General features: G+C 43.3%; 15 protein-coding genes and 2 tRNA genes. 14 read left to right on the forward strand and 3 right to left on the reverse strand.

Annotated features, from left to right (window positions below):
• Positions 1–30: 30 nt before the first annotated feature.
• Positions 31–903, reverse strand: a complete 873-nt coding sequence (locus ACFSKO_RS17835) for an ATP-binding protein (protein ID WP_380254151.1) — start codon at positions 901–903, stop codon at positions 31–33.
• Between the two features lie 221 nt (positions 904–1124).
• On the opposite strand from ACFSKO_RS17835, the gene yajC reads away from it, so the two are divergent.
• The 5 genes from yajC (at position 1125) to ACFSKO_RS17860 (ending at position 5430) form a co-directional block, all read left to right on the forward strand.
• Positions 1125–1514 carry a preprotein translocase subunit YajC gene (gene yajC / locus ACFSKO_RS17840; protein WP_380254153.1) on the forward strand — a complete coding sequence of 130 codons (390 nt, stop codon included), beginning with the start codon at positions 1125–1127 and terminating at the stop codon, positions 1512–1514.
• A gap of 129 nt (positions 1515–1643) precedes the next feature.
• Positions 1644–3212: a protein translocase subunit SecD gene (gene secD, locus ACFSKO_RS17845; RefSeq protein ID WP_380254155.1), complete on the forward strand. Its 1569-nt coding sequence runs from the start codon at positions 1644–1646 to the stop codon at positions 3210–3212.
• Positions 3213–3233: 21 nt separating this feature from the next.
• Positions 3234–4178 carry a protein translocase subunit SecF gene (gene secF, locus ACFSKO_RS17850; RefSeq protein ID WP_380254157.1) on the forward strand — a complete coding sequence of 315 codons (945 nt, stop codon included), beginning with the start codon at positions 3234–3236 and terminating at the stop codon, positions 4176–4178.
• A 12-nt stretch (positions 4179–4190) separates the two neighbouring features.
• On the forward strand, positions 4191–4568 hold the full coding sequence (locus ACFSKO_RS17855) for an Mth938-like domain-containing protein (RefSeq protein ID WP_380254160.1): 378 nt from the start codon (positions 4191–4193) through the stop codon (positions 4566–4568).
• 13 nt (positions 4569–4581) lie between these two features.
• Entirely contained in the window at positions 4582–5430 is an 849-nt protein-coding gene (locus ACFSKO_RS17860) for a phytoene/squalene synthase family protein (RefSeq protein ID WP_380254162.1), read from the forward strand.
• A gap of 71 nt (positions 5431–5501) precedes the next feature.
• Here ACFSKO_RS17860 and trmFO read toward each other — a convergent pair whose 3' ends face one another.
• Positions 5502–6863, reverse strand: a complete 1362-nt coding sequence (gene trmFO / locus ACFSKO_RS17865; RefSeq protein ID WP_380254164.1) for a methylenetetrahydrofolate--tRNA-(uracil(54)-C(5))-methyltransferase (FADH(2)-oxidizing) TrmFO — start codon at positions 6861–6863, stop codon at positions 5502–5504.
• A 135-nt stretch (positions 6864–6998) separates the two neighbouring features.
• Here trmFO and ACFSKO_RS17870 point away from each other — a divergent pair, with 135 nt between their 5' ends.
• Complete coding sequence (locus ACFSKO_RS17870) at positions 6999–8231, forward strand: adenylate/guanylate cyclase domain-containing protein (RefSeq protein ID WP_380254166.1); 1233 nt, start codon at positions 6999–7001, stop codon at positions 8229–8231.
• Between the two features lie 63 nt (positions 8232–8294).
• On the opposite strand, the gene uvrA is transcribed toward ACFSKO_RS17870, so the two are convergent.
• A complete protein-coding gene (uvrA, locus tag ACFSKO_RS17875; protein WP_380254168.1) occupies positions 8295–11135 on the reverse strand; it encodes an excinuclease ABC subunit UvrA in 2841 nt (946 codons plus the stop codon).
• Positions 11136–11338: 203 nt separating this feature from the next.
• Between uvrA and ssb the strand changes: the two genes are divergently transcribed.
• The 8 genes from ssb to ACFSKO_RS17915 all read left to right on the forward strand — a co-directional run bounded on the left by ssb (position 11339) and on the right by ACFSKO_RS17915 (position 18420).
• Complete coding sequence (gene ssb / locus ACFSKO_RS17880; protein WP_380254170.1) at positions 11339–11878, forward strand: single-stranded DNA-binding protein; 540 nt, start codon at positions 11339–11341, stop codon at positions 11876–11878.
• Between the two features lie 100 nt (positions 11879–11978).
• Entirely contained in the window at positions 11979–12431 is a 453-nt protein-coding gene (locus ACFSKO_RS17885) for a GNAT family N-acetyltransferase (RefSeq protein ID WP_380254172.1), read from the forward strand.
• A 266-nt stretch (positions 12432–12697) separates the two neighbouring features.
• On the forward strand, positions 12698–15505 hold the full coding sequence (gene gyrA / locus ACFSKO_RS17890) for a DNA gyrase subunit A (RefSeq protein WP_417458095.1): 2808 nt from the start codon (positions 12698–12700) through the stop codon (positions 15503–15505).
• A gap of 37 nt (positions 15506–15542) precedes the next feature.
• Complete coding sequence (coaD, locus tag ACFSKO_RS17895) at positions 15543–16061, forward strand: pantetheine-phosphate adenylyltransferase (RefSeq protein ID WP_380254174.1); 519 nt, start codon at positions 15543–15545, stop codon at positions 16059–16061.
• Positions 16062–16214: 153 nt separating this feature from the next.
• Positions 16215–16290, forward strand: a tRNA-Lys gene (locus tag ACFSKO_RS17900).
• Positions 16291–16327: 37 nt separating this feature from the next.
• Positions 16328–16403 (forward strand) — tRNA-Lys (locus tag ACFSKO_RS17905).
• Between the two features lie 226 nt (positions 16404–16629).
• Entirely contained in the window at positions 16630–17394 is a 765-nt protein-coding gene (locus ACFSKO_RS17910) for a 5'-methylthioadenosine/adenosylhomocysteine nucleosidase (protein ID WP_380254176.1), read from the forward strand.
• Between the two features lie 9 nt (positions 17395–17403).
• Positions 17404–18420 (forward strand): M23 family metallopeptidase, encoded by a 1017-nt coding sequence (locus ACFSKO_RS17915; protein ID WP_380254178.1) that lies wholly within the window; start codon positions 17404–17406, stop codon positions 18418–18420.
• Positions 18421–18451: the final 31 nt, after the last annotated feature.

The following is an 18451-nucleotide window of genomic DNA, read 5'->3' on the forward strand; positions in this document are numbered from 1 at the left end:
GCCCTTATTTTAGAGACAGTAACCTTTCTCTTACAAAATCTTTATAGACATTCTGCCGGCTAGATCCTGAATGTATTGCCATGCAACTCTTCCTGAGCGTGATCCACGTGTAACGGACCACTCACGGGCTTCAGCATGCAAAGCGTCTTTGTCTATCTTTATGCCATAATGTTCAACATAGGCTTCAATCATGGCAAAGAAAGTATCCTGATTGCAATTGTGGAAACCAAGCCATAGACCAAAGCGATCTGATAGACTTACATTTTCTTCTGTTGATTCAGATGTGTGGATCGCAGAAGAACGTTCGTTTTCGATCATATCACGGGCCATCAGGTGGCGACGGTTTGATGTCGCATAGAAGATTACATTGTTTGGTCGTCCTTCTATGCCGCCTTCTAGAACTGCCTTAAGGGATTTGTAAGTATCGTCTTGGGTATCAAAACTCAAATCATCACAGAATAAAATACAGGGGCGATCAGATTTCTTTAAAATTTTGAGTAATCTTGGCAGGGAAGGGATGTCTTCACGGTGTATTTCGACAAGTGTGAGTTTTGAGAAGTCGCCTTCTTTTGCAAGATCATTAACTTTGTCATGAACAGCTTTTACAATAGAGCTTTTACCCGTTCCTCTGGCGCCCCAGAGCAGGGCATTGTTTGCTGGATAACCTTCAACAAACCGTAAAGTGTTGGAAAGAAGTATTTCTCTTTGGCGATCAATGCCTTTTAACAAGTCGAAATCAATCCGATTCACGTCGACAATTGGCTCTAATTGGTCAGGGTTTGCGTGCCAGACATACGCTTCTGCTTTAGTAAGATCGGGTTCTGATTTTATTGCCGGAGCGATCTTTTCCAATGCTGTGGCTATGCGTTCAAGAACGGGCATTAAAGATTGAGAATCAGTCATTTATCTTACTCCGGCTATACGCCAATAATGTTAGTATTTCCGGAACCCTATCCTTCTGTTCTGGAAGCGTCAATTAGAGTATCATCTAGTTCGGTTAGCTTTGTTATTCTGTTCCGTTGCATTCGTTTGCATTTCCGGGCCAGACCGTTATAGTCCGCGGGTAATTTTTTTTGGACGGCTGTTAATAGACCGATTCCAAGTTCTATCTTCTGGAGGGATTAATGTTTATTTCCACAGCCTATGCTCAGGCACTTGGTGGTTCTAGTTCACCTAACGAATTGTTCGCGACACTTTTTCCGCTTGTTTTGATTTTTGCGGTTTTCTACTTCTTGATTATTCGCCCACAAAGCAAGAAAATGAAACAACAAAAAGCGATGATCCAAGCGATTAGCCGTGGTGATAAAATTATCACTGCTGGTGGTATTGTTGGTAAAGTGTCTCGCGTTAAAGAAGGCGAAGTCGAAGTTGATATCGCTGATGGCGTACGGATTACCGTAATCCAAAGCACGATTGCCAGTGTTTTGACAAAACCAGAACCTGCTGATAAGTCAGCTGAAAAATCAGCAAACGACGACAAGAAAAGCAAAAAAGACAAAAAATCTAAAGATTAATTTGTCTTAGCCTCCAGTAACTTAGCTTATTTTTTTAAGTAAATAAGTTTACGGGTTGGTCTTTGCCTGCTCTGGCCTTATATCCAGAGCAGGTTTATTTCATTTATTAACAGATAAAACGGGCCGGTTATGGTTCAAATTCCTAAGTGGCAAATATTTGCAATTATTGGCGTTCTTGTTCTTGGTATCTATTACGCCATGCCAAATGTTTTCAAAGAACAAACTCTTGATAACTTCCCCGAGTGGGTGGCTTCAGACCAAATAAACTTGGGATTGGATCTTCAAGGCGGCTCGTACCTTCTGATGGAAGTAGATCTTGAAGCTGCACAAAAAGAACAATTATCCAATCTCGTTGAAAGTTTTCGCTCTAGCTTGAGAACTGAGCGTATTGGTTATGAAAACCTTCGCGTGGAAAATGGAATTGCTACTTTTGACCTGAAAGATCGCAGTGAAGAAATGTCATCACGCGTTCGTTCAATGATTTTTCAGAGCAATCCAGGTCTACTGATTACAACGAATGATGGCACGATTGCTGCGGAGTACAGTGAACAGGCTATTCAGCAACGTAAAATCTCTATTCTAAATCAGTCGATTGAAGTTATTCGACGTCGCGTAGATGAAACAGGAACAAAAGAAATCAGCCTGCAACGACAGGGTGAAAACCGTATCGTTTTACAGGCCCCGGGTGAAGAAGACCCTGAAAGATTAAAAGAACTCATTGGTAAAACCGCGAAACTAAATTTTCAGATGGTTAACCAAAATGCTGATGCTTATTCAGGTAAAGCACCCGTTGGTTCTCAAATTCTACTTTCTCAAGACCTACAGACCAACGGTCAACCGCAGCGCTATGTGATTAATAAACGCGTTATGGTCAGCGGTGAAAACCTGATTGATGCGCAAGCAACATTTCAAGATGGCCAACCTGTTATTTCATTCACGTTTGATACCACTGGCGCCAAACGCTTTGCTGACGCGACACAAGCAAATGTAAATCGTCCCTTTGCCATTGTTCTTGATGGTAAAGTTATTTCTGCTCCGGTTATTCGCTCTCCAATTCTAACGGGAACCGGTATTATATCAGGGAACTTCACCACTCAATCTGCTGAAGAACTTGCTCTTTTGCTAAGAGCAGGGGCGCTTCCTGCTGATATTTCTTTTGAAGAAGAAAGAACTGTTGGTGCGGGACTTGGCGAAGATTCTGTCACAGCTGGTAAATACGCAAGTATTATTGGGCTTGTTTTGGTCCTGATCTTTATGGGCTTGGCTTATGGTCTGTTCGGCATCATGGCGAACTTCGCGTTGGTCGCTAACCTCGTCTTGATTGTTGCTGTGCTTTCTCTGTTTCAGGCGACCCTTACTTTGCCGGGTATTGCGGGTATCGTACTGACAATCGGTATGGCTGTGGATGCGAATGTTTTGATTTTTGAACGTATACGAGAAGAAATACGAAATGGCCGAGGCCCTGTTATGGCTGTTGATGCAGGCTACAAGCGTGCGATTGCAACCATTCTGGATTCAAATATCACGACCTTGATTGCTGCGGTTCTGCTGTTTCAGTTTGGAACGGGTCCAATCAAAGGATTTGCGGTCACACTGACTATTGGCATCATTACCTCTATGTTTACGGCGATTATGTTCACCCGTTTGCTTATCGTAGTTTGGTTGCGTCGGAAACGTCCGCAATCACTCGGCATATAATAGAGGGGTTGGATATATATTATGGCACTAATTAAAAAACTTCCTGTTGATCCTAAGATTGATTTCATGGGTAAAAGAAAGCTGTTTATGGCTTTCTCTGCGCTGTTGATTGGTCTTTCTATCTTTATGGTTGCGACCCGTGGACTAAACTTTGGTATTGATTTTCGTGGCGGCGTTCTGATCGAAATCAAAACCACAGGGCCTGCTGATTTGAATGATCTTCGCAGCAGGATGAGTTCACTTAATATCGGCGAAGTTAGCCTTCAAGAGTTTGGTGCAGCTGATGAGGTTCTCATCAATATCCAAAAGCAAGACGGTGATGAAAAAAAACAGGTAAAAGCCATTGATTTGGTTAAAGCTGAGCTCGGAAACGATGTTGCAGAGTATCGTCGCGTAGAGTTTGTTGGACCAAAAGTTGGGGCTGAGCTGAAAACAGATGGTGCACTTGCAACAATCTTTGCTCTTCTTGGGATAGCTTTTTACATCTGGTTCCGTTTTGAATGGCAATTCTCTGTTGCTGCGCTTTTGGCACTTACCCATGATGTTATCACAACAATAGGCTTTTTTGCGCTAACGCAATATGAGTTTAATCTGGCGACACTGGCAGCAATTTTGACGATCGCTGGTTATTCGATCAACGATACAGTGGTTATCTTTGACCGGGTAAGAGATGAGCTTCGTCGTTATAAGACAATGGAAGTCATTGACGTTCTTAATATGTCGGTCAATAAAACCTTGTCTCGGACGCTCCTTACATCTGTCACGACTTTACTCGCGCTTGTGGCTCTTTTTGTCTTTGGTGGTGAAGTTCTTCGTGGTTTGAGTTTGGGTCTGATTTGGGGGGTTGCTATTGGTACTTACTCATCTATTGGCCTTGCTGTTCCATTACTCTTTGCAACAGATGTTCGTTCACCTGTTCCAGAAGAAGAAAATGGCGAAGGTTCCGAAAACGAACAAGAAGTTTAGGAGCGCCACACTGTGGAAGTGACTCTGCAATTAAATGAAGGCCAACAGGTCGTTGAAAAATATGGTAATGGTCGCTTTCTTATAAGCAACCATTACCACGAAGGTTCTGTTCTTATCAGATCTGAAGAAACCGTTTCTTGGGATGTTAATAGCTTTGATAATTTAACAGTTGAGAGCCTTCAGCCCTTCATTGTTATGGCGGATCAAATCGAAGTTCTCTTGATTGGTTGTGGTTCAAAAACAGAATTTATTCCTCCGAAATTGAGAGAAGAACTTCGAAATAAAGGCCTTGTGATTGATGCCATGGACACAGGCGCTGCATGTCGAACTTATAACGTTTTGTTATCAGAAAATCGTACAGTGGCCGCAGCGCTAATTGCTGTAGAATAGATCAACAAATTTTATGAGTAATAATGCGCTCTCACCTTGTGGTCAGGATGTTAAAGTTAATGATTATGATCGTTATCTAACATGTCTCTTTGCTCCCGAAGAATGCCGCAACGCTTTGTTTGCTCTTTACGCCTTCAACCAAGAGATTGCAAAAACGGCCGAGGTTGTTAGCGAACCACTTACAGGTATGATTCGTTTACAATGGTGGCGTGAATCAGTTCAGGGAATTTATGATAATTCCCCAAGAAAACATATCGTTGTTGAGGCCTTATCAGATGCGATCCATCAATTTTCTCTCGAGCAGAGATTATTTGATAAAATAATCGATAGTAGAGAGTTTGATCTGGACGAAGAAGTTCCGGCAACTCTTACCTCTTTAGAAGACTATGTTGAGAGTACATCGTCGAGCTTACTAACGGCAGCAGTAGAGATCACAGCATCTAACCAAACAAACAGTATTCATAAAGCTGTTAAACATATGGGGCTTGCGTGGGGCATTCTTGGTTTAGTAAGGGCTATTCCTTTCCATGCTGAGAGGAAACGGATCTATATTCCACGGGAATTAAGTAATCAGTATAATTTAGATCCTAAAGAGCTTTTTGAATTACAAAGCTCCAAAGCTCTGTGTGATATTACCAAAGTTCTGACTGAACGGCTGCGTGACCATTTAGTTCATGCAAGATCTTTTCGGCAGGACATTCCTAAAAACGTAATGTCCCCTTTGCTTGTGGGGGTTCTTGCAGACCAGTACATCTCGCGGCTAGAGGATAATGACTATGATCCTTTTTACCCATCACTAAGCAAAGTGACGTCTTCGTCAACCTGGCGTTTAATGTGGGCCAACTTAAGATCTCGCTATTAATTAAGGAAAATGGCTCCGAGCTTTTAAAGTTCGGAGCCATTTTTATTATCAGCCTTCAAGAAATTGAATTCTTAATAGTTTTCATCATACCAGGTTTGGAGATCTTCCAGCGCACGTTTGGAATATAACGGCTTGCGGTCTTTCTTCTTCACTTTTTTGCCAGGACCTCTTGGGATATTCGGGAATATACCAAAGTTAACGTTCATGGGTTGGAAGGTCTTGGCATCAGCCCCGCCCGTAACATGGTTGATCAAAGCGCCGTGTGCTGTGGTAATGGGGGGAGCTGGTAGTTCTTTGCCAAGGCGTTCTGCCGCAGCAAAGCGTCCTGCCATCAGCCCAGAGGCCGCAGATTCGACATAACCTTCAACACCAGTGATCTGTCCTGCAAATCTTAACCGGGGCATTGGCTTCATGCGAAGTGAGCTATCTAGTAGTTTCGGTGACTTCAAAAAAGTATTGCGATGAAGGCCTCCAAGACGGGCAAATTCAGCTTCTTCTAAACCAGGGATAGCACGGAAGATTTCCATTTGTGCGCCGTATTTCATTTTAGTCTGAAATCCAACGATATTATAAATCGTACCGAGTTTGTTATCCTGACGTAACTGGACAACAGCATAAGGTTCTTCATCACTGTGCGGGTTTGTCAGGCCAACGGGTTTCATTGGGCCAAAACGAAGAGTTTCGACACCACGGCTCGCCATCACTTCAATCGGAAGACATCCTTCAAAGTAAGGGGTGTTTTCTTCCCACTCTTTAAAGTCAGTTTTTTCACTATCAATTAGAGCCTGAATAAAAGTTTCGTATTGCTCTTTATTCATGGGGCAGTTGATGTAATCAGCCCCGTCGCCCATGGGACCAACTTTGTCATAGCGTGATTGGAACCAAGCTTTGTCAAAATTAATGGATTCTTTGTAGACAATGGGGGCAATAGCATCAAAGAACGCAAGATACTCTTCGCCCGTGATGCCGGCGATAACGGTGCTCATGCTTTCAGAGGTCAAGGGACCGGTTGCCATGATAACGGAATCCCATTCTTCGGGAGGCAGAGCGTCAATTTCTTCACGAACAATTGTCACAAGAGGATGGGTTTCAAGGCGCCGTGTTACTTCGTCTGAAAAATTATCACGATCTACAGCTAAGGCACCACCAGCCGGAACCATGTGCAAAGCAGCCGAAGCCATGATGATAGAATCTAATCTACGCATTTCTTCATGAAGTAGCCCAACGGCATTGTTTTCGTAATCATCAGATCGGAAGGAATTTGAGCAAACTAACTCGGCCAGACCTTCTCCTTGATGTGCATCGGTCTTTCTTACTGGACGCATTTCGTGAAGGACAACAGGGATGCCAGATTGAGCAATTTGCCAGGTCGCTTCGGTGCCCGCCATTCCGCCACCAATTACGTGGATAGGTTTTAAATCGCTGTTGCTCATTTGTTCTTCTCGTGTGTTAAATAATTTTCCGTGTTATATCTATTAATCCAGCTAATTGCACCCATATGTTTCAGGCTATGTAATTTTCTTTATAATAATTAATTAATAACACGTTTCTCAGGAGCACATTAACCTATGCAACGAATTGATGACCGCATTAAACGAGGAGGAGATGAGGATAGCCTTATCAGCTCGGTTGTTGATTGGGTAATGGCGCAAGCCCTACGTGATACAACGATCGAAGACCTCTTCGAAGGCTGTTGTCTGCGCTTGAGATCTGCGGGCCTACCTATTGCTCGCGGTTATATCGCTTTCCGGACGCTTCATCCGCTTTATAGTGCCATGGGCCTTACTTGGGAACTGGGCAACGGCGTTAAAACGGTTGGCATGTCTCACGAAAGCTCAATGTCAGATGAGTGGCGCAGAAGTCCATTTTATTTTATGCTCAGTAAAGACATTGGCCTTTTAAGACGTCGGTTGATTGGGGAGGGTGCTATTCATGATTTCCCGCTCATGACTGACCTTAGGGATGATGGTTATACTGATACGCTTTGTTATGCCATTCATTTTGAAGAGTTTGCCCCAGGAGATACTGAAGCCAGAGGGATACTCGGAACTTGGTCTTGCGATATAAAAGCTGGGTTTAGTGATTCTGATATTCGATCTCTGATCCGTGTACAAAACCGTCTCGCTGTTGCCTGCAAGGTAATTATCAAATCTCAGATCGCACATAACATTTCGACCACTTACCTTGGAACTAATGCGGGACAACGTGTATTAAAGGGGCAAATTAAAAGAGGTGATGGTGAAAAAATCCATGCCGTAATCTGGTACAGCGATTTACGTAATTCGACTGCGCTTGCCGATATGATGCCTGAGGAAGAATACCTCGACCTTCTCAATGGGTATTTCGAAAGTACGGCAGGGGCTATCATTGATAATGGTGGTGATGTCCTCTTGCTTATTGGTGATGCCGTATTGGGTATTTTTCCCTTTACCGAAAATCGTACTCAGGCCGAAACAGGTGAACTTGCGGTAAAAGCTGCCAATGATGCATTGGAACGCATTAAAGAACTCAATGCTTGTGCTTGTGATAACGGTAAATGCGAAGCTTCTTTTGGATTAGGCCTGCATGTCGGCAATGTCATGTTTGGAAATATAGGCTTACCAGATCGACTTCAGTTTACGACAGTTGGGCCAGCTGTAAATGAAGTTGCTCGTCTTGAAGATTTGACTAAAACACTTGGTAAAAAAATTCTTATGAGTAAAGAATTTGCTGAAATTGTTGGCAAACAATGTGTATCCATGGGGGAACATCGTCTCAGGGGTATTGAAGAAAAACGTGAAATATTTACGTTAACAAACTGATTTGAAATAAAAATGCCGGAAGAAAAAATCTTCCGGCATTTTTTTATTAAACTCGATGAAAGTTTATGATAGGTAGGGTTTTAAATATTCACCTGTATAGCTGCCTTTTGTTTTTGCAACTTTCTCAGGTGTTCCAGTGGCGATAACTTTGCCACCCTTATCGCCTCCTTCAGGACCCATATCTATAATCCAATCTGCAATTTTAATAACTTCGAGATTGTGTTCGATACAAAGTATTGTATTTCCCTGATCTACAAGAGTTTGAAGGACCTCTAGTAACTTTTTTACATCATCAAAATGTAGTCCTGTGGTCGGTTCATCCAGAATGTAAAGTGTTTTACCTGTTGCGCGTCGGGATAACTCTTTGGCAAGCTTTACGCGCTGTGCTTCGCCGCCTGACAGCGTGGTTGCTGATTGTCCCACTTGAACATAGCCAAGCCCAACTCGTTGTAAGGTTTCGAGCTTATTTCGAATGGAAGGAACGGCCTTAAAAAACTCCAATCCATCATCAACATTCATTTGTAATACATCAGAAATGGACTTTCCCTTGAAGAGAATTTCTAAAGTTTCCCTGTTATAACGTTTACCCTTACAGACATCACATTCGACATAAACGTCTGGCAAAAAGTGCATCTCAATTTTGATCATGCCATCGCCCTGACAGGCCTCACAGCGTCCGCCTTTGACGTTAAAAGAGAAACGACCAGGTTTGTAGCCCCGAGTTTTCGATTCAGGCAGGCCTGCAAACCACTCACGGATTGGGGAGAAGGCACCAGTGTAAGTCGCCGGGTTTGATCTAGGTGTTCGACCAATTGGAGACTGATCGATATCGATTACCTTATCGATATGTTCTAGACCTTCGATCGAATCATGACTTCCAGGGTGCCCCTTGGCATTGTGAAGCTTCCGAGATACTGCTTTATAGAGCGTTTCAAGAATTAGGGTAGATTTACCACTCCCAGAAACCCCTGTGATACAGGTGAAAGTACCGAGAGGAACCTCTATTGATACATTTTGCAGATTATTTTCGTTGGCGTTCAGGACTTTGATCTTCTGCCCTTTGTGACCTTTACGGCGTTTGTCCGGAATTTTGATGGCGACTTTACCGGTTAGATATTTTGCCGTTAAGCTTGCCTCACTTGCCATTACTTCGTCAGGTGTACCACAGGCAACAACTTGCCCTCCGTGTTTTCCTGCCCTTGGCCCCATATCCACGAGGTAATCGGCTGTGCGTATTGCATCTTCATCATGTTCGACGACAACAACGGTATTTCCAAGGTCACGTAATCGCCGCAAAGTTTCTAGCAAACGGGCGTTGTCACGTTGGTGCAAACCGATTGAAGGTTCGTCTAGAACATAGAGGACGCCAGTTAGTCCTGAGCCTATTTGCGAAGCCAGTCTGATACGTTGGCTTTCTCCACCAGACAAGGTCGCGGAGGATCGTGAAAGTGTTAGATAATCAAGGCCGACGTTAACGAGAAAGTAAAGGCGCTCGTTAATTTCTTTGAGAATCCGGACTGCAATCTCATTTTCTTTGGAAGAAAGGATTTTTGGAATTTCTGTAAACCATTTTGCAGCTTCTGCAATGGAGAATTGGGCAATCTCACCCACATGATTGTCGCCAATTTTAACCGCAAGTGCTTCGGGTTTTAGTCTGTACCCCTTACAAACCGTACATGGTTGTTTGGCTTGGTATTTCGATAACTCTTCACGGACCCAATCACTGTCAGTTTCACGAAAGCGACGTTCCATATTGGGGATGATGCCTTCAAAAGGCTTTTTAGTCTGATAGCTTCGATTGCCATCAGTGTAGGTCATATCAATGGTTTCTTTACCGGAACCTTGAAGCAACAGATTTTGAATTTTCTCTGGAAGTTCATTCCATGAGCAATCAAGTTCAAATCCGAAATGTTCTGCAAGACTTTTTAGAGTTTGCAGGTAATATTTTGAAGTAGAGTTTGCCCAAGGCGCAATCGCACCTTCTTTGAGTGCTACTCTTGGATCTGGGACAATAAGTTCACCATCAAAAATAAGTGTTTTCCCTAGGCCATCACAGGTTGGACATGCGCCAAAGGGATTATTAAAAGAGAATAAGCGAGGTTCTATTTCATCGATTGTGAACCCGGAAACAGGGCAGGCGTAGCGGGCTGAGAAAATCGTGCGCTCGCCTGTTTTGGCATCTTCAGCAAAGGCAATGCCATCTGCAAGACCCAGAGCTGTTTCAAGGCTGTCAGCCAAACGGGTTTTTATATCCCCTTTGACGACGACGCGATCAATAACAACTTCGATATCGTGTTTTTTCTTTTTGTCCAGGGTCGGGACATCCGCAATCTCGTAGAGTTCGCCATCTACTTTTACCCTTTGGAATCCTTTTACTTGAAGATCGAGGAGTTCTTTTTTGTATTCTCCTTTACGGCCACGAACGATAGGCGCCAGAAGGTATAATCTGGTTCCTTGTTCCATTTCCATTACTTTATCAACCATTTGACTGACAGATTGGCTTTGGATGGGCAGGCCTGTTGCCGGAGAGTATGGAATTCCTACGCGGGCAAACAAAAGACGGAGATAATCGTAAATCTCGGTAACGGTGCCGACTGTAGAGCGTGGGTTTTTTGATGTTGTTTTTTGTTCTATTGAAATCGCAGGAGAAAGGCCTTCGATAGAATCGACATCCGGCTTTTGCATCAACTCCAGAAATTGTCGTGCATAAGCAGAAAGTGATTCGACATATCGCCGTTGGCCTTCTGCGTAGATGGTATCAAAGGCAAGAGATGATTTACCAGAACCACTGAGCCCCGTTATGACAACCAGTTGATTTCGTGGTAAATCAACATTGACATTTTTCAGGTTATGCTCTCTCGCACCGCGGACGGAAATAGTGCGGGATTCCTGTATCAAACTCATTTTCTTACCTGCTAATGTTTTCTAAATGTTCTCATTTAAATATATATGGACGAACAGTGAACAAAATGCATCTTTTTTTATAAAAATTTCCACATCTTGCAGAAAAGTGAACGATATTCTATTAGACATTGGCTCTGAGCACCCTGAACTGATAGGGTTTCAAATTAAATTTTTAGATTCTTTATAAATCAAGGAAAGTGGCCATGGCTGGTAGTGTTAACAAGGTGATCCTGGTTGGTAATTTGGGACGTGATCCTGAGATCCGTTCAATGCAGTCTGGACAGCGTGTGGCCAATTTGAATATTGCGACATCTGAAAGCTGGAAAGATAAATCTTCTGGCGAACGCCGTGATAAAACGGAATGGCACCGCGTCGTTATCTTTAACGATCGTTTGGTCGACGTTGCGGAAAAGTTTCTTCGTAAAGGCTCCAAAGTATATCTCGAAGGTTCTCTTCAAACACGTAAGTGGACTGATAATTCTGGTGTTGAAAAATATACCACTGAAATCGTTCTTCAAAATTTTCGAGGTGAACTGACTATGCTGGACGGCAGGAATGATGGACAGCAAGGCGGTGGCTTTGGCGATTCTTCAGGTGGTGATGCTGGTGGCTTTGGCGGGAGCGGAAGTAGCGGCGGCGGTTATGGCGGCGGCTTTGGTGGCGGCTCAGGTTCAGGCGGTGGTGGCAGTTCCTCTGGTGGTGCGGCCCCGGTTGATGATCTGGATGATGAAATCCCATTTTAAAAAAAATCTTAGATAATCAAAAAAGCGGCCCTGGTGGCCGCTTTTTTGCTATTAAGTAAAGTTCACTTTGATTTTATAAAAGTAACTCTAGGATTTTAATTTGTATCAACAGAACCTACTACACTTTGATCAACTTTCTAGAGAACAGCTTTATGCTGTTTTGCGACTAAGATCTGATGTTTTTGTGTTAGAGCAGAAGTCTTTGTATCAAGATATAGATGGGCTGGATGAGCGTGCTTGGCATATTCTTGTTCAAGATGAGAATGATGTTCTCGTCGGTGTGTTGCGTATTCTTAAAGATCCGAAGGATGGTTCTTGTTATTCAATTGGGCGGGTTGCCATATCCAAGGCCGGCCGGGGGCAGGGATTAGCAAAGGAACTGATGGACCGAGCGCATGCGTTTATTGCCAAACAAGAAGGTGCAGAACGAATAGAGCTATCAGCTCAGGTGTATCTCACAAATTTTTACAAATCATTTGGGTATGTTTTAATATCTGATCAACCGTATGATGATGCCGGTGTTATGCATGTGGATATGATCCGAGCGGTATAAATCTCGATAAATGTTCTATTTATTTATCTTGACAAATCAAAAATATATTAAATTTTTATCAATAATAGGGCTCTTGAAAAGTTATTTAGTTTCAAATTGATAGAACATGCTTTTTCCTCACCTTTTTGCGCACATTTTGTTGTAGCTGCGCGATGAATTTGTTACATTTTTCCTGAAATTTATGACGCTTGAAGTTATTAGCTCTTTGGCAATCAGCCTAGGGCGATGTTTTAAGCATTTCTGTGCAACAGAAACAGGATAATTACGTGACCTCGAATTCTGATACCTCCTCTGATCACATGGATATCTTTCCGGTAACCATTGAAGATGAAATGAAGCGCTCTTACCTCGATTACGCAATGAGCGTTATCGTTTCCCGTGCACTTCCTGACGTTCGAGACGGTTTGAAGCCGGTTCATCGCCGTATACTCTATGCTATGAAAGAGTCTGGTTACGATTGGAACCGGGCTTACCGTAAATCTGCGCGTATTGTCGGTGACGTAATGGGGCAATATCACCCCCATGGTGATAGTGCGATCTATGATGCCATGGTTCGTATGGCTCAAGACTTTTCCATGCGCCTGCCATTGATTGACGGCCAAGGTAACTTTGGCTCCATGGATGGTGATCCGCCAGCTGCAATGCGTTATACTGAAGCTCGACTTCAACGTGTTGCTTCTGAGGCTCTTCTTGAAGATATTGACCGAGATACGGTTGATTTTCAGGATAACTATGACGAATCAACAAAAGAGCCAATCGTTCTTCCTGCACGTTACCCAAATCTGCTGGTAAATGGTGCCGGGGGGATCGCGGTTGGTATGGCGACTAACATTCCACCACACAACCTTGGTGAGGTTTTGGATGGTTGCCAGGCTTACGTTGATGATCCAGATATCTCTATTGATCAGCTAAACCAGATTATCCCAGGACCAGATTTTCCAACTGGAGGCCTCATCCTTGGTCGAACCACAATCCGTGATGCTTATCACACTGGTCGTGGTTCAATTATCATGCGAGGTAGGGCAGAGGTGCAGGAAGTCCGTAAGGACAAAATGGCAATTATCATCACCGAAGTACCTTTTCAGGTAAATAAAGCTCGGATGCTTGAAAAAATTGCTGAAATCGCCCGTGAAAAGACGATTGAAGGCATTACGGACATTCGTGATGAAAGTGACAGACACGGTGTTCGTGTCGTTGTTGAGTTACGTCGTGATGTTGAGCCAGAGGTTATTCTTAATCAACTTTATCGCTATTCTCCATTACAGACTTCGTTTGGTGCCAATATGTTGGCGCTAAATTCTGGCCGTCCAGAGCTTCTTGATCTTAAAGCAATCATTTCTGCATTTATCGCATTCCGCGAAGAAGTGATTACCCGCAGAACAATTTATGAACTCAATAAAGCCCGTGATCGTGCCCATGTTCTTGCTGGTTTAGCGATAGCTGTTGCGAATATCGACGAAGTTATAATTCTTATTCGAGCAGCATCAGACCCAGTGCTTGCGCGTGAGCAACTTATGACCAGAGGGTGGCCTGCCAAAGATGTTGAGCCTTTGATCAGGTTGATTGATGAGCCTGGTCGTAGTGTTGATGCCGATGGAAATTATTATCTTTCTGAAATTCAAGCCCGCGCTATTTTGGAACTTCGGTTGCAAAGACTTACGGGTCTTGAAAGAGACAAAATAGCCAACGAATTGGAAGAGATCGCTTCACAAATTCGCTACTATCTCGAAATTTTGGCTTCTCGTGAGAAGCTACTTGATATCCTTCGCAACGAACTTGTTGAAATGAAGGAAAAGTATGCGACACCACGCCGTACCGAGATTTTAGATGGTGTCTTTGGTTACGATGATGAAGATCTTATTCAACGTGAAGAAATGGTCGTAACCGTTAGTCACACTGGTTATATCAAGCGGGTACCACTTAGCACTTACCGAGCACAACGTCGTGGCGGCAAGGGGCGTTCTGGTATGGCGACAAAAGAAGAAGATTTCGTTTCTCAGATCTTCGTCTGTAATACCCATACGCCAGTATTATTCTTCTCTTCACGTGGTATGGTCTACAAGATGAAGGTATACCGTTTGCCGCCGGGGACACCGACTTCACGAGGCAAAGCCTTGGTCAATATGTTGCCGCTGCAACAGGGTGAAACCATTTCAACGATGATGCCTTTGCCTGAGGATGAGGATACATGGTCAAACATGTATGTGATGTTCGCAACATCGACGGGTGGTATTCGTCGTAACAAACTATCTGATTTCACGCGCGTGATGGCAAATGGTAAAATTGCGATGAAGCTCGAGGGTGAGGACAGTCATCTTATTGGTGTTCAGACCTGTAGTGAAGATGATGACATCATGCTTGCAACCGATCGTGGTAAATGTATTCGTTTCCCGGTTAAAGGTGTGCGCGTGTTCTCTGGGCGTACATCAACAGGTGTTCGTGGCATATCCTTGGCAGACGGTGATTCTGTAATTTCCATGGCGATTATTAATCACATGGATGCAGATTCTGATACGCGTGAACAGTATCTTCGTTATGCGAGTGCAAAAAGACGTAGCGAAAATGCTGATGAGGGGGATTTTGATCCTACTGCGTTAGAAACAACGTTGTCTCAAGAACTTCTTGATAGCATGGCAGAAACCGAACAGTTTATTCTCTCCATATCTCAAGATGGGTTGGGTAAACGTACTTCATCCTTTGAATATCGCGTGACAAGCCGTGGTGGTAAGGGGATTGGAAACCTTGATCTATCTCGTGGTAAAAATAAAACCACAACAGTGATTTCAGTGTTCCCAATTGAGGAAACTGATCACATCATGCTGGTTACGGATGCTGGTAAATTAATCCGGTGTCCAGTTCATGATGTTCGTATCGCTGGTCGCTCTACACGTGGTGTTAATCTTTTCAATGTTGCAGATAATGAGAAGATTGTTTCTGTTTCTCGCCTTGAAGATGATGGTGAAGATGAGAACGAAGAAGACGATGGTGTAGAGATCGTTGATGAGAATCCTGAAATTACTTCAGAAGATATCTCGATCAAAACTCAACAGGTAGAAGGAGAGGGAGGGGAGTAATCCCCGCCTCTTCGGCGAAGAGAGAAAGATAGGCTCCATGACGACAAAACACGTCGGACTCTACCCAGGCACCTTTGACCCTATTACCAAAGGCCATATGGACATAATAACCCGCGGTTGCCGTGTGGTTGATAAGCTGGTCATTGCTGTCGCACGCAATGACCGTAAGGGGCCTCTGTTTAATACAGAGGAACGTGTAGAGATGGTTTTGCACGATACGGAGCCCTTAAGAAAGAAGGGCTTCCAGATAGAAGTTCTGCCCTTTGACAATCTGTTGGTTAAGTTTGCTCGTGACGTCGGGGCGAGCGTTATCCTACGCGGTCTTCGAGCTGTATCTGATTTTGAATATGAATTTCAAATGACAGGTATGAATGCCAGATTAGATGCTGAAATTGAAACTGTCTTTCTTATGGCATCTGAGAAACAACAATTTGTTTCCTCAAGATTCGTTAAAGAAATCGGATATTTAGGTGGAGATATCGCATCATTCGTGAGTGCCGAAACAAAAATAAAGTTGGAAGATAAGTTTGAACTTATGCGTTTGAACGAGGGATAAAGCCATTTTAAATCAAAGTCTTTTAAATAATATTTGAAATTATTCATTTTTTTACTCTTTAAGGCAAAAAGGCTGTTGACCGAATCAATAAGTGGTTCTATCTTCCGCCTCGCTTACCGCATTACAGTTTGATGTCGGAAAGCAAATGAGAATGGGCCCGTAGCTCAGTTGGTAGAGCGTCCGACTTTTAATCGGCAGGTCACTGGTTCGAGCCCAGTCGGGCCCACCATTCTCAACCGAATGTAATTCGGTACATATTACAGATTGGGCCCGTAGCTCAGTTGGTAGAGCGTCCGACTTTTAATCGGCAGGTCACTGGTTCGAGCCCAGTCGGGCCCACCAATCTGTACAAACAGCCCCGCTTCAATGCGGGGTTTTGTTTATCTGCTTAATCAAAAAATATTTAAATGTCCCTCGCTTTATTTTGAAACTCCTTCATTGTCTCTCAATTGAATAACCATTGTATGGCTGATAGAACGGTATTAAATTTCGTAATGTAATGTCTTTGGCTAAAGTTTTTAAAATAGCTTTGGTTTTTTGATACCACCATAAATGCTAGGATAAACATGTGCCTCTAAATCCGCTCGGCCTTATTTGTGCCATTCCCAACGAAATTCAACATTTTGGTTCTGCTTTTGTTAAGAATTCTGAGCGACTTATCGCGGGGTTTTCTTTCTATTCTGGCAAGCTGGACGGTGTCGAGACAGTTCTTGTTGAAGCTGGGATGGGCAAAGTGAATGCCGCCGTGGTTACGACTTTGCTTATGGAGCATTTTAAGTGTCGGGCAATTCTCTTTTCAGGGGTAGCTGGCGGCCTGGATCCTAGGCTCGGTGTTGGTGATGTCATTGTAGGCAACAAACTCATCCAGCATGATTACGGAATGACAGTTGATGGACGGTTGATGACATACCAACCAGGCCACCTTCCAATTCATATGCCAACCGAACAGCTTGGCTATGACGTTGATTTGAATTTAATTGATAAAATTATGTCGGAGCTGAAAGAATTTCACTTGCCTGAAATTTCTGCTGAAGCTGCCGGTGGGCAAAAAAGACAACCCGTTATTACTGCTGGGACAATCCTAACAGGAGATCAGTTTATTGGATGTACGATGGCTCGTGATAAACTGTACAATGATCTTTCTGGGTTGGCTGTTGAAATGGAGGGTGCAGCGATTGCACAGGTCGCTGAGCGCTATAAGGTGCCTTTTCTGATCATCCGCTCTCTAAGCGACTTGGCAGGCGAGGAAAGTACCATGGACTTTGTTAAGTTCCTTGAGGAGACAGCCGGAGGAGCCGCTTTAGTGTTAAGGCGTATTATCAATATCGTTTAGGGAGTGATTATGTACGGAATATTTCATGCGCTCTGTTTTGTCGGAGCGTTAATTCTAAGCATAGCATTTGCACAAGCCGATGAGCTTGATATTCCTGAATTCTCCATTCCTTTACGATGTGATTTCCCTAATGATTGTGTTGTTCAGAACTATATGGATGTCCGGCCAGGTCCTGGAGTACGTGATTTTAGATGCGGAACTCTGAGTTATGAAAGACACAAGGGGACCGACTTTAGAGTTTTAAACTATCCATTATTCAGTCAAGGAGTAAAGGTTCTAGCCGCTGCTGATGGAACTGTCTTGCGTGTTAAAGAAGGACAAGAAGATGGCGCTTATATCAGAGAAGAAGGCAAGCTAACACCAAGAACTGAAGAGGGGAATAGTGTCGTTGTTCAGCATAAAGGGGGGTGGCAAACGCTTTATGAGCATCTACGTAAAAGATCGATCACTGTAAAGGTTGGTGATGCTGTTCAAGTTGGTGACGCATTAGGTGTTGTCGGACTTAGTGGTAAAAGTGAGTTTACTCACCTGCATTTCGAGATTATGCATGGTTATAATTCTTATGATCCCTTTATGGGGGCTTTAGCCGAGGGGTGCCTATACAGAACATCGAATAGTTTTTGGAATGCTCTTGCCCAAGATAAACTAAAATATATTGAGACTGGAATTGTTGAATCCGGGTTTTCATCAGAAATACCACATCAAAAACAATTACCATTTTCTGATGAAAGAAAAAGAATAGCGTTACGCCAAGATGCTAAACTTCTTATTTACTGGGTAGAGGTTTTTGGGGTGAAGATCGCAGATCGGATCACTTTAATATATGTGGATCCTGCAGGGAAAATATCTAAAAGCCAGAAAGTTGTAAAAAATAATCAAGCGTCGTATTTTAAATATTACGGAATCAATCGGCCTGAGGAAGGGTGGTTGTCTGGAAAGTATAAGGGAGCGGTGCTATTAGAGCGTATTGTCGAAGGGAAATGGCAAATAGTGTTTTCAGACAATACAGATGTCACTTACCCTTAAATATAGAGCAAGTTTATATATATGTAATTTT

The sequence above is a fragment of the Kiloniella antarctica genome (assembly GCF_042682825.1).
Taxonomy (GTDB): domain Bacteria; phylum Pseudomonadota; class Alphaproteobacteria; order Kiloniellales; family Kiloniellaceae; genus Kiloniella; species Kiloniella antarctica.

Coding starts and splice junctions, on each gene's coding strand:
- yajC (WP_380254153.1), top strand. CDS start 1,125: ATGTTTATTTCCACAGCCTATGCTCAGGCACTTGGTGGTTCTAGTTCA.
- secD (WP_380254155.1), top strand. CDS start 1,644: ATGGTTCAAATTCCTAAGTGGCAAATATTTGCAATTATTGGCGTTCTT.
- uvrA (WP_380254168.1), bottom strand. CDS start 11,135: ATGAGTTTGATACAGGAATCCCGCACTATTTCCGTCCGCGGTGCGAGA.
- trmFO (WP_380254164.1), bottom strand. CDS start 6,863: ATGAGCAACAGCGATTTAAAACCTATCCACGTAATTGGTGGCGGAATG.
- coaD (WP_380254174.1), top strand. CDS start 15,543: ATGACGACAAAACACGTCGGACTCTACCCAGGCACCTTTGACCCTATT.
- ACFSKO_RS17915 (WP_380254178.1), top strand. CDS start 17,404: ATGTACGGAATATTTCATGCGCTCTGTTTTGTCGGAGCGTTAATTCTA.
- ACFSKO_RS17860 (WP_380254162.1), top strand. CDS start 4,582: ATGAGTAATAATGCGCTCTCACCTTGTGGTCAGGATGTTAAAGTTAAT.
- ACFSKO_RS17870 (WP_380254166.1), top strand. CDS start 6,999: ATGCAACGAATTGATGACCGCATTAAACGAGGAGGAGATGAGGATAGC.
- secF (WP_380254157.1), top strand. CDS start 3,234: ATGGCACTAATTAAAAAACTTCCTGTTGATCCTAAGATTGATTTCATG.
- ACFSKO_RS17835 (WP_380254151.1), bottom strand. CDS start 903: ATGACTGATTCTCAATCTTTAATGCCCGTTCTTGAACGCATAGCCACA.
- ssb (WP_380254170.1), top strand. CDS start 11,339: ATGGCTGGTAGTGTTAACAAGGTGATCCTGGTTGGTAATTTGGGACGT.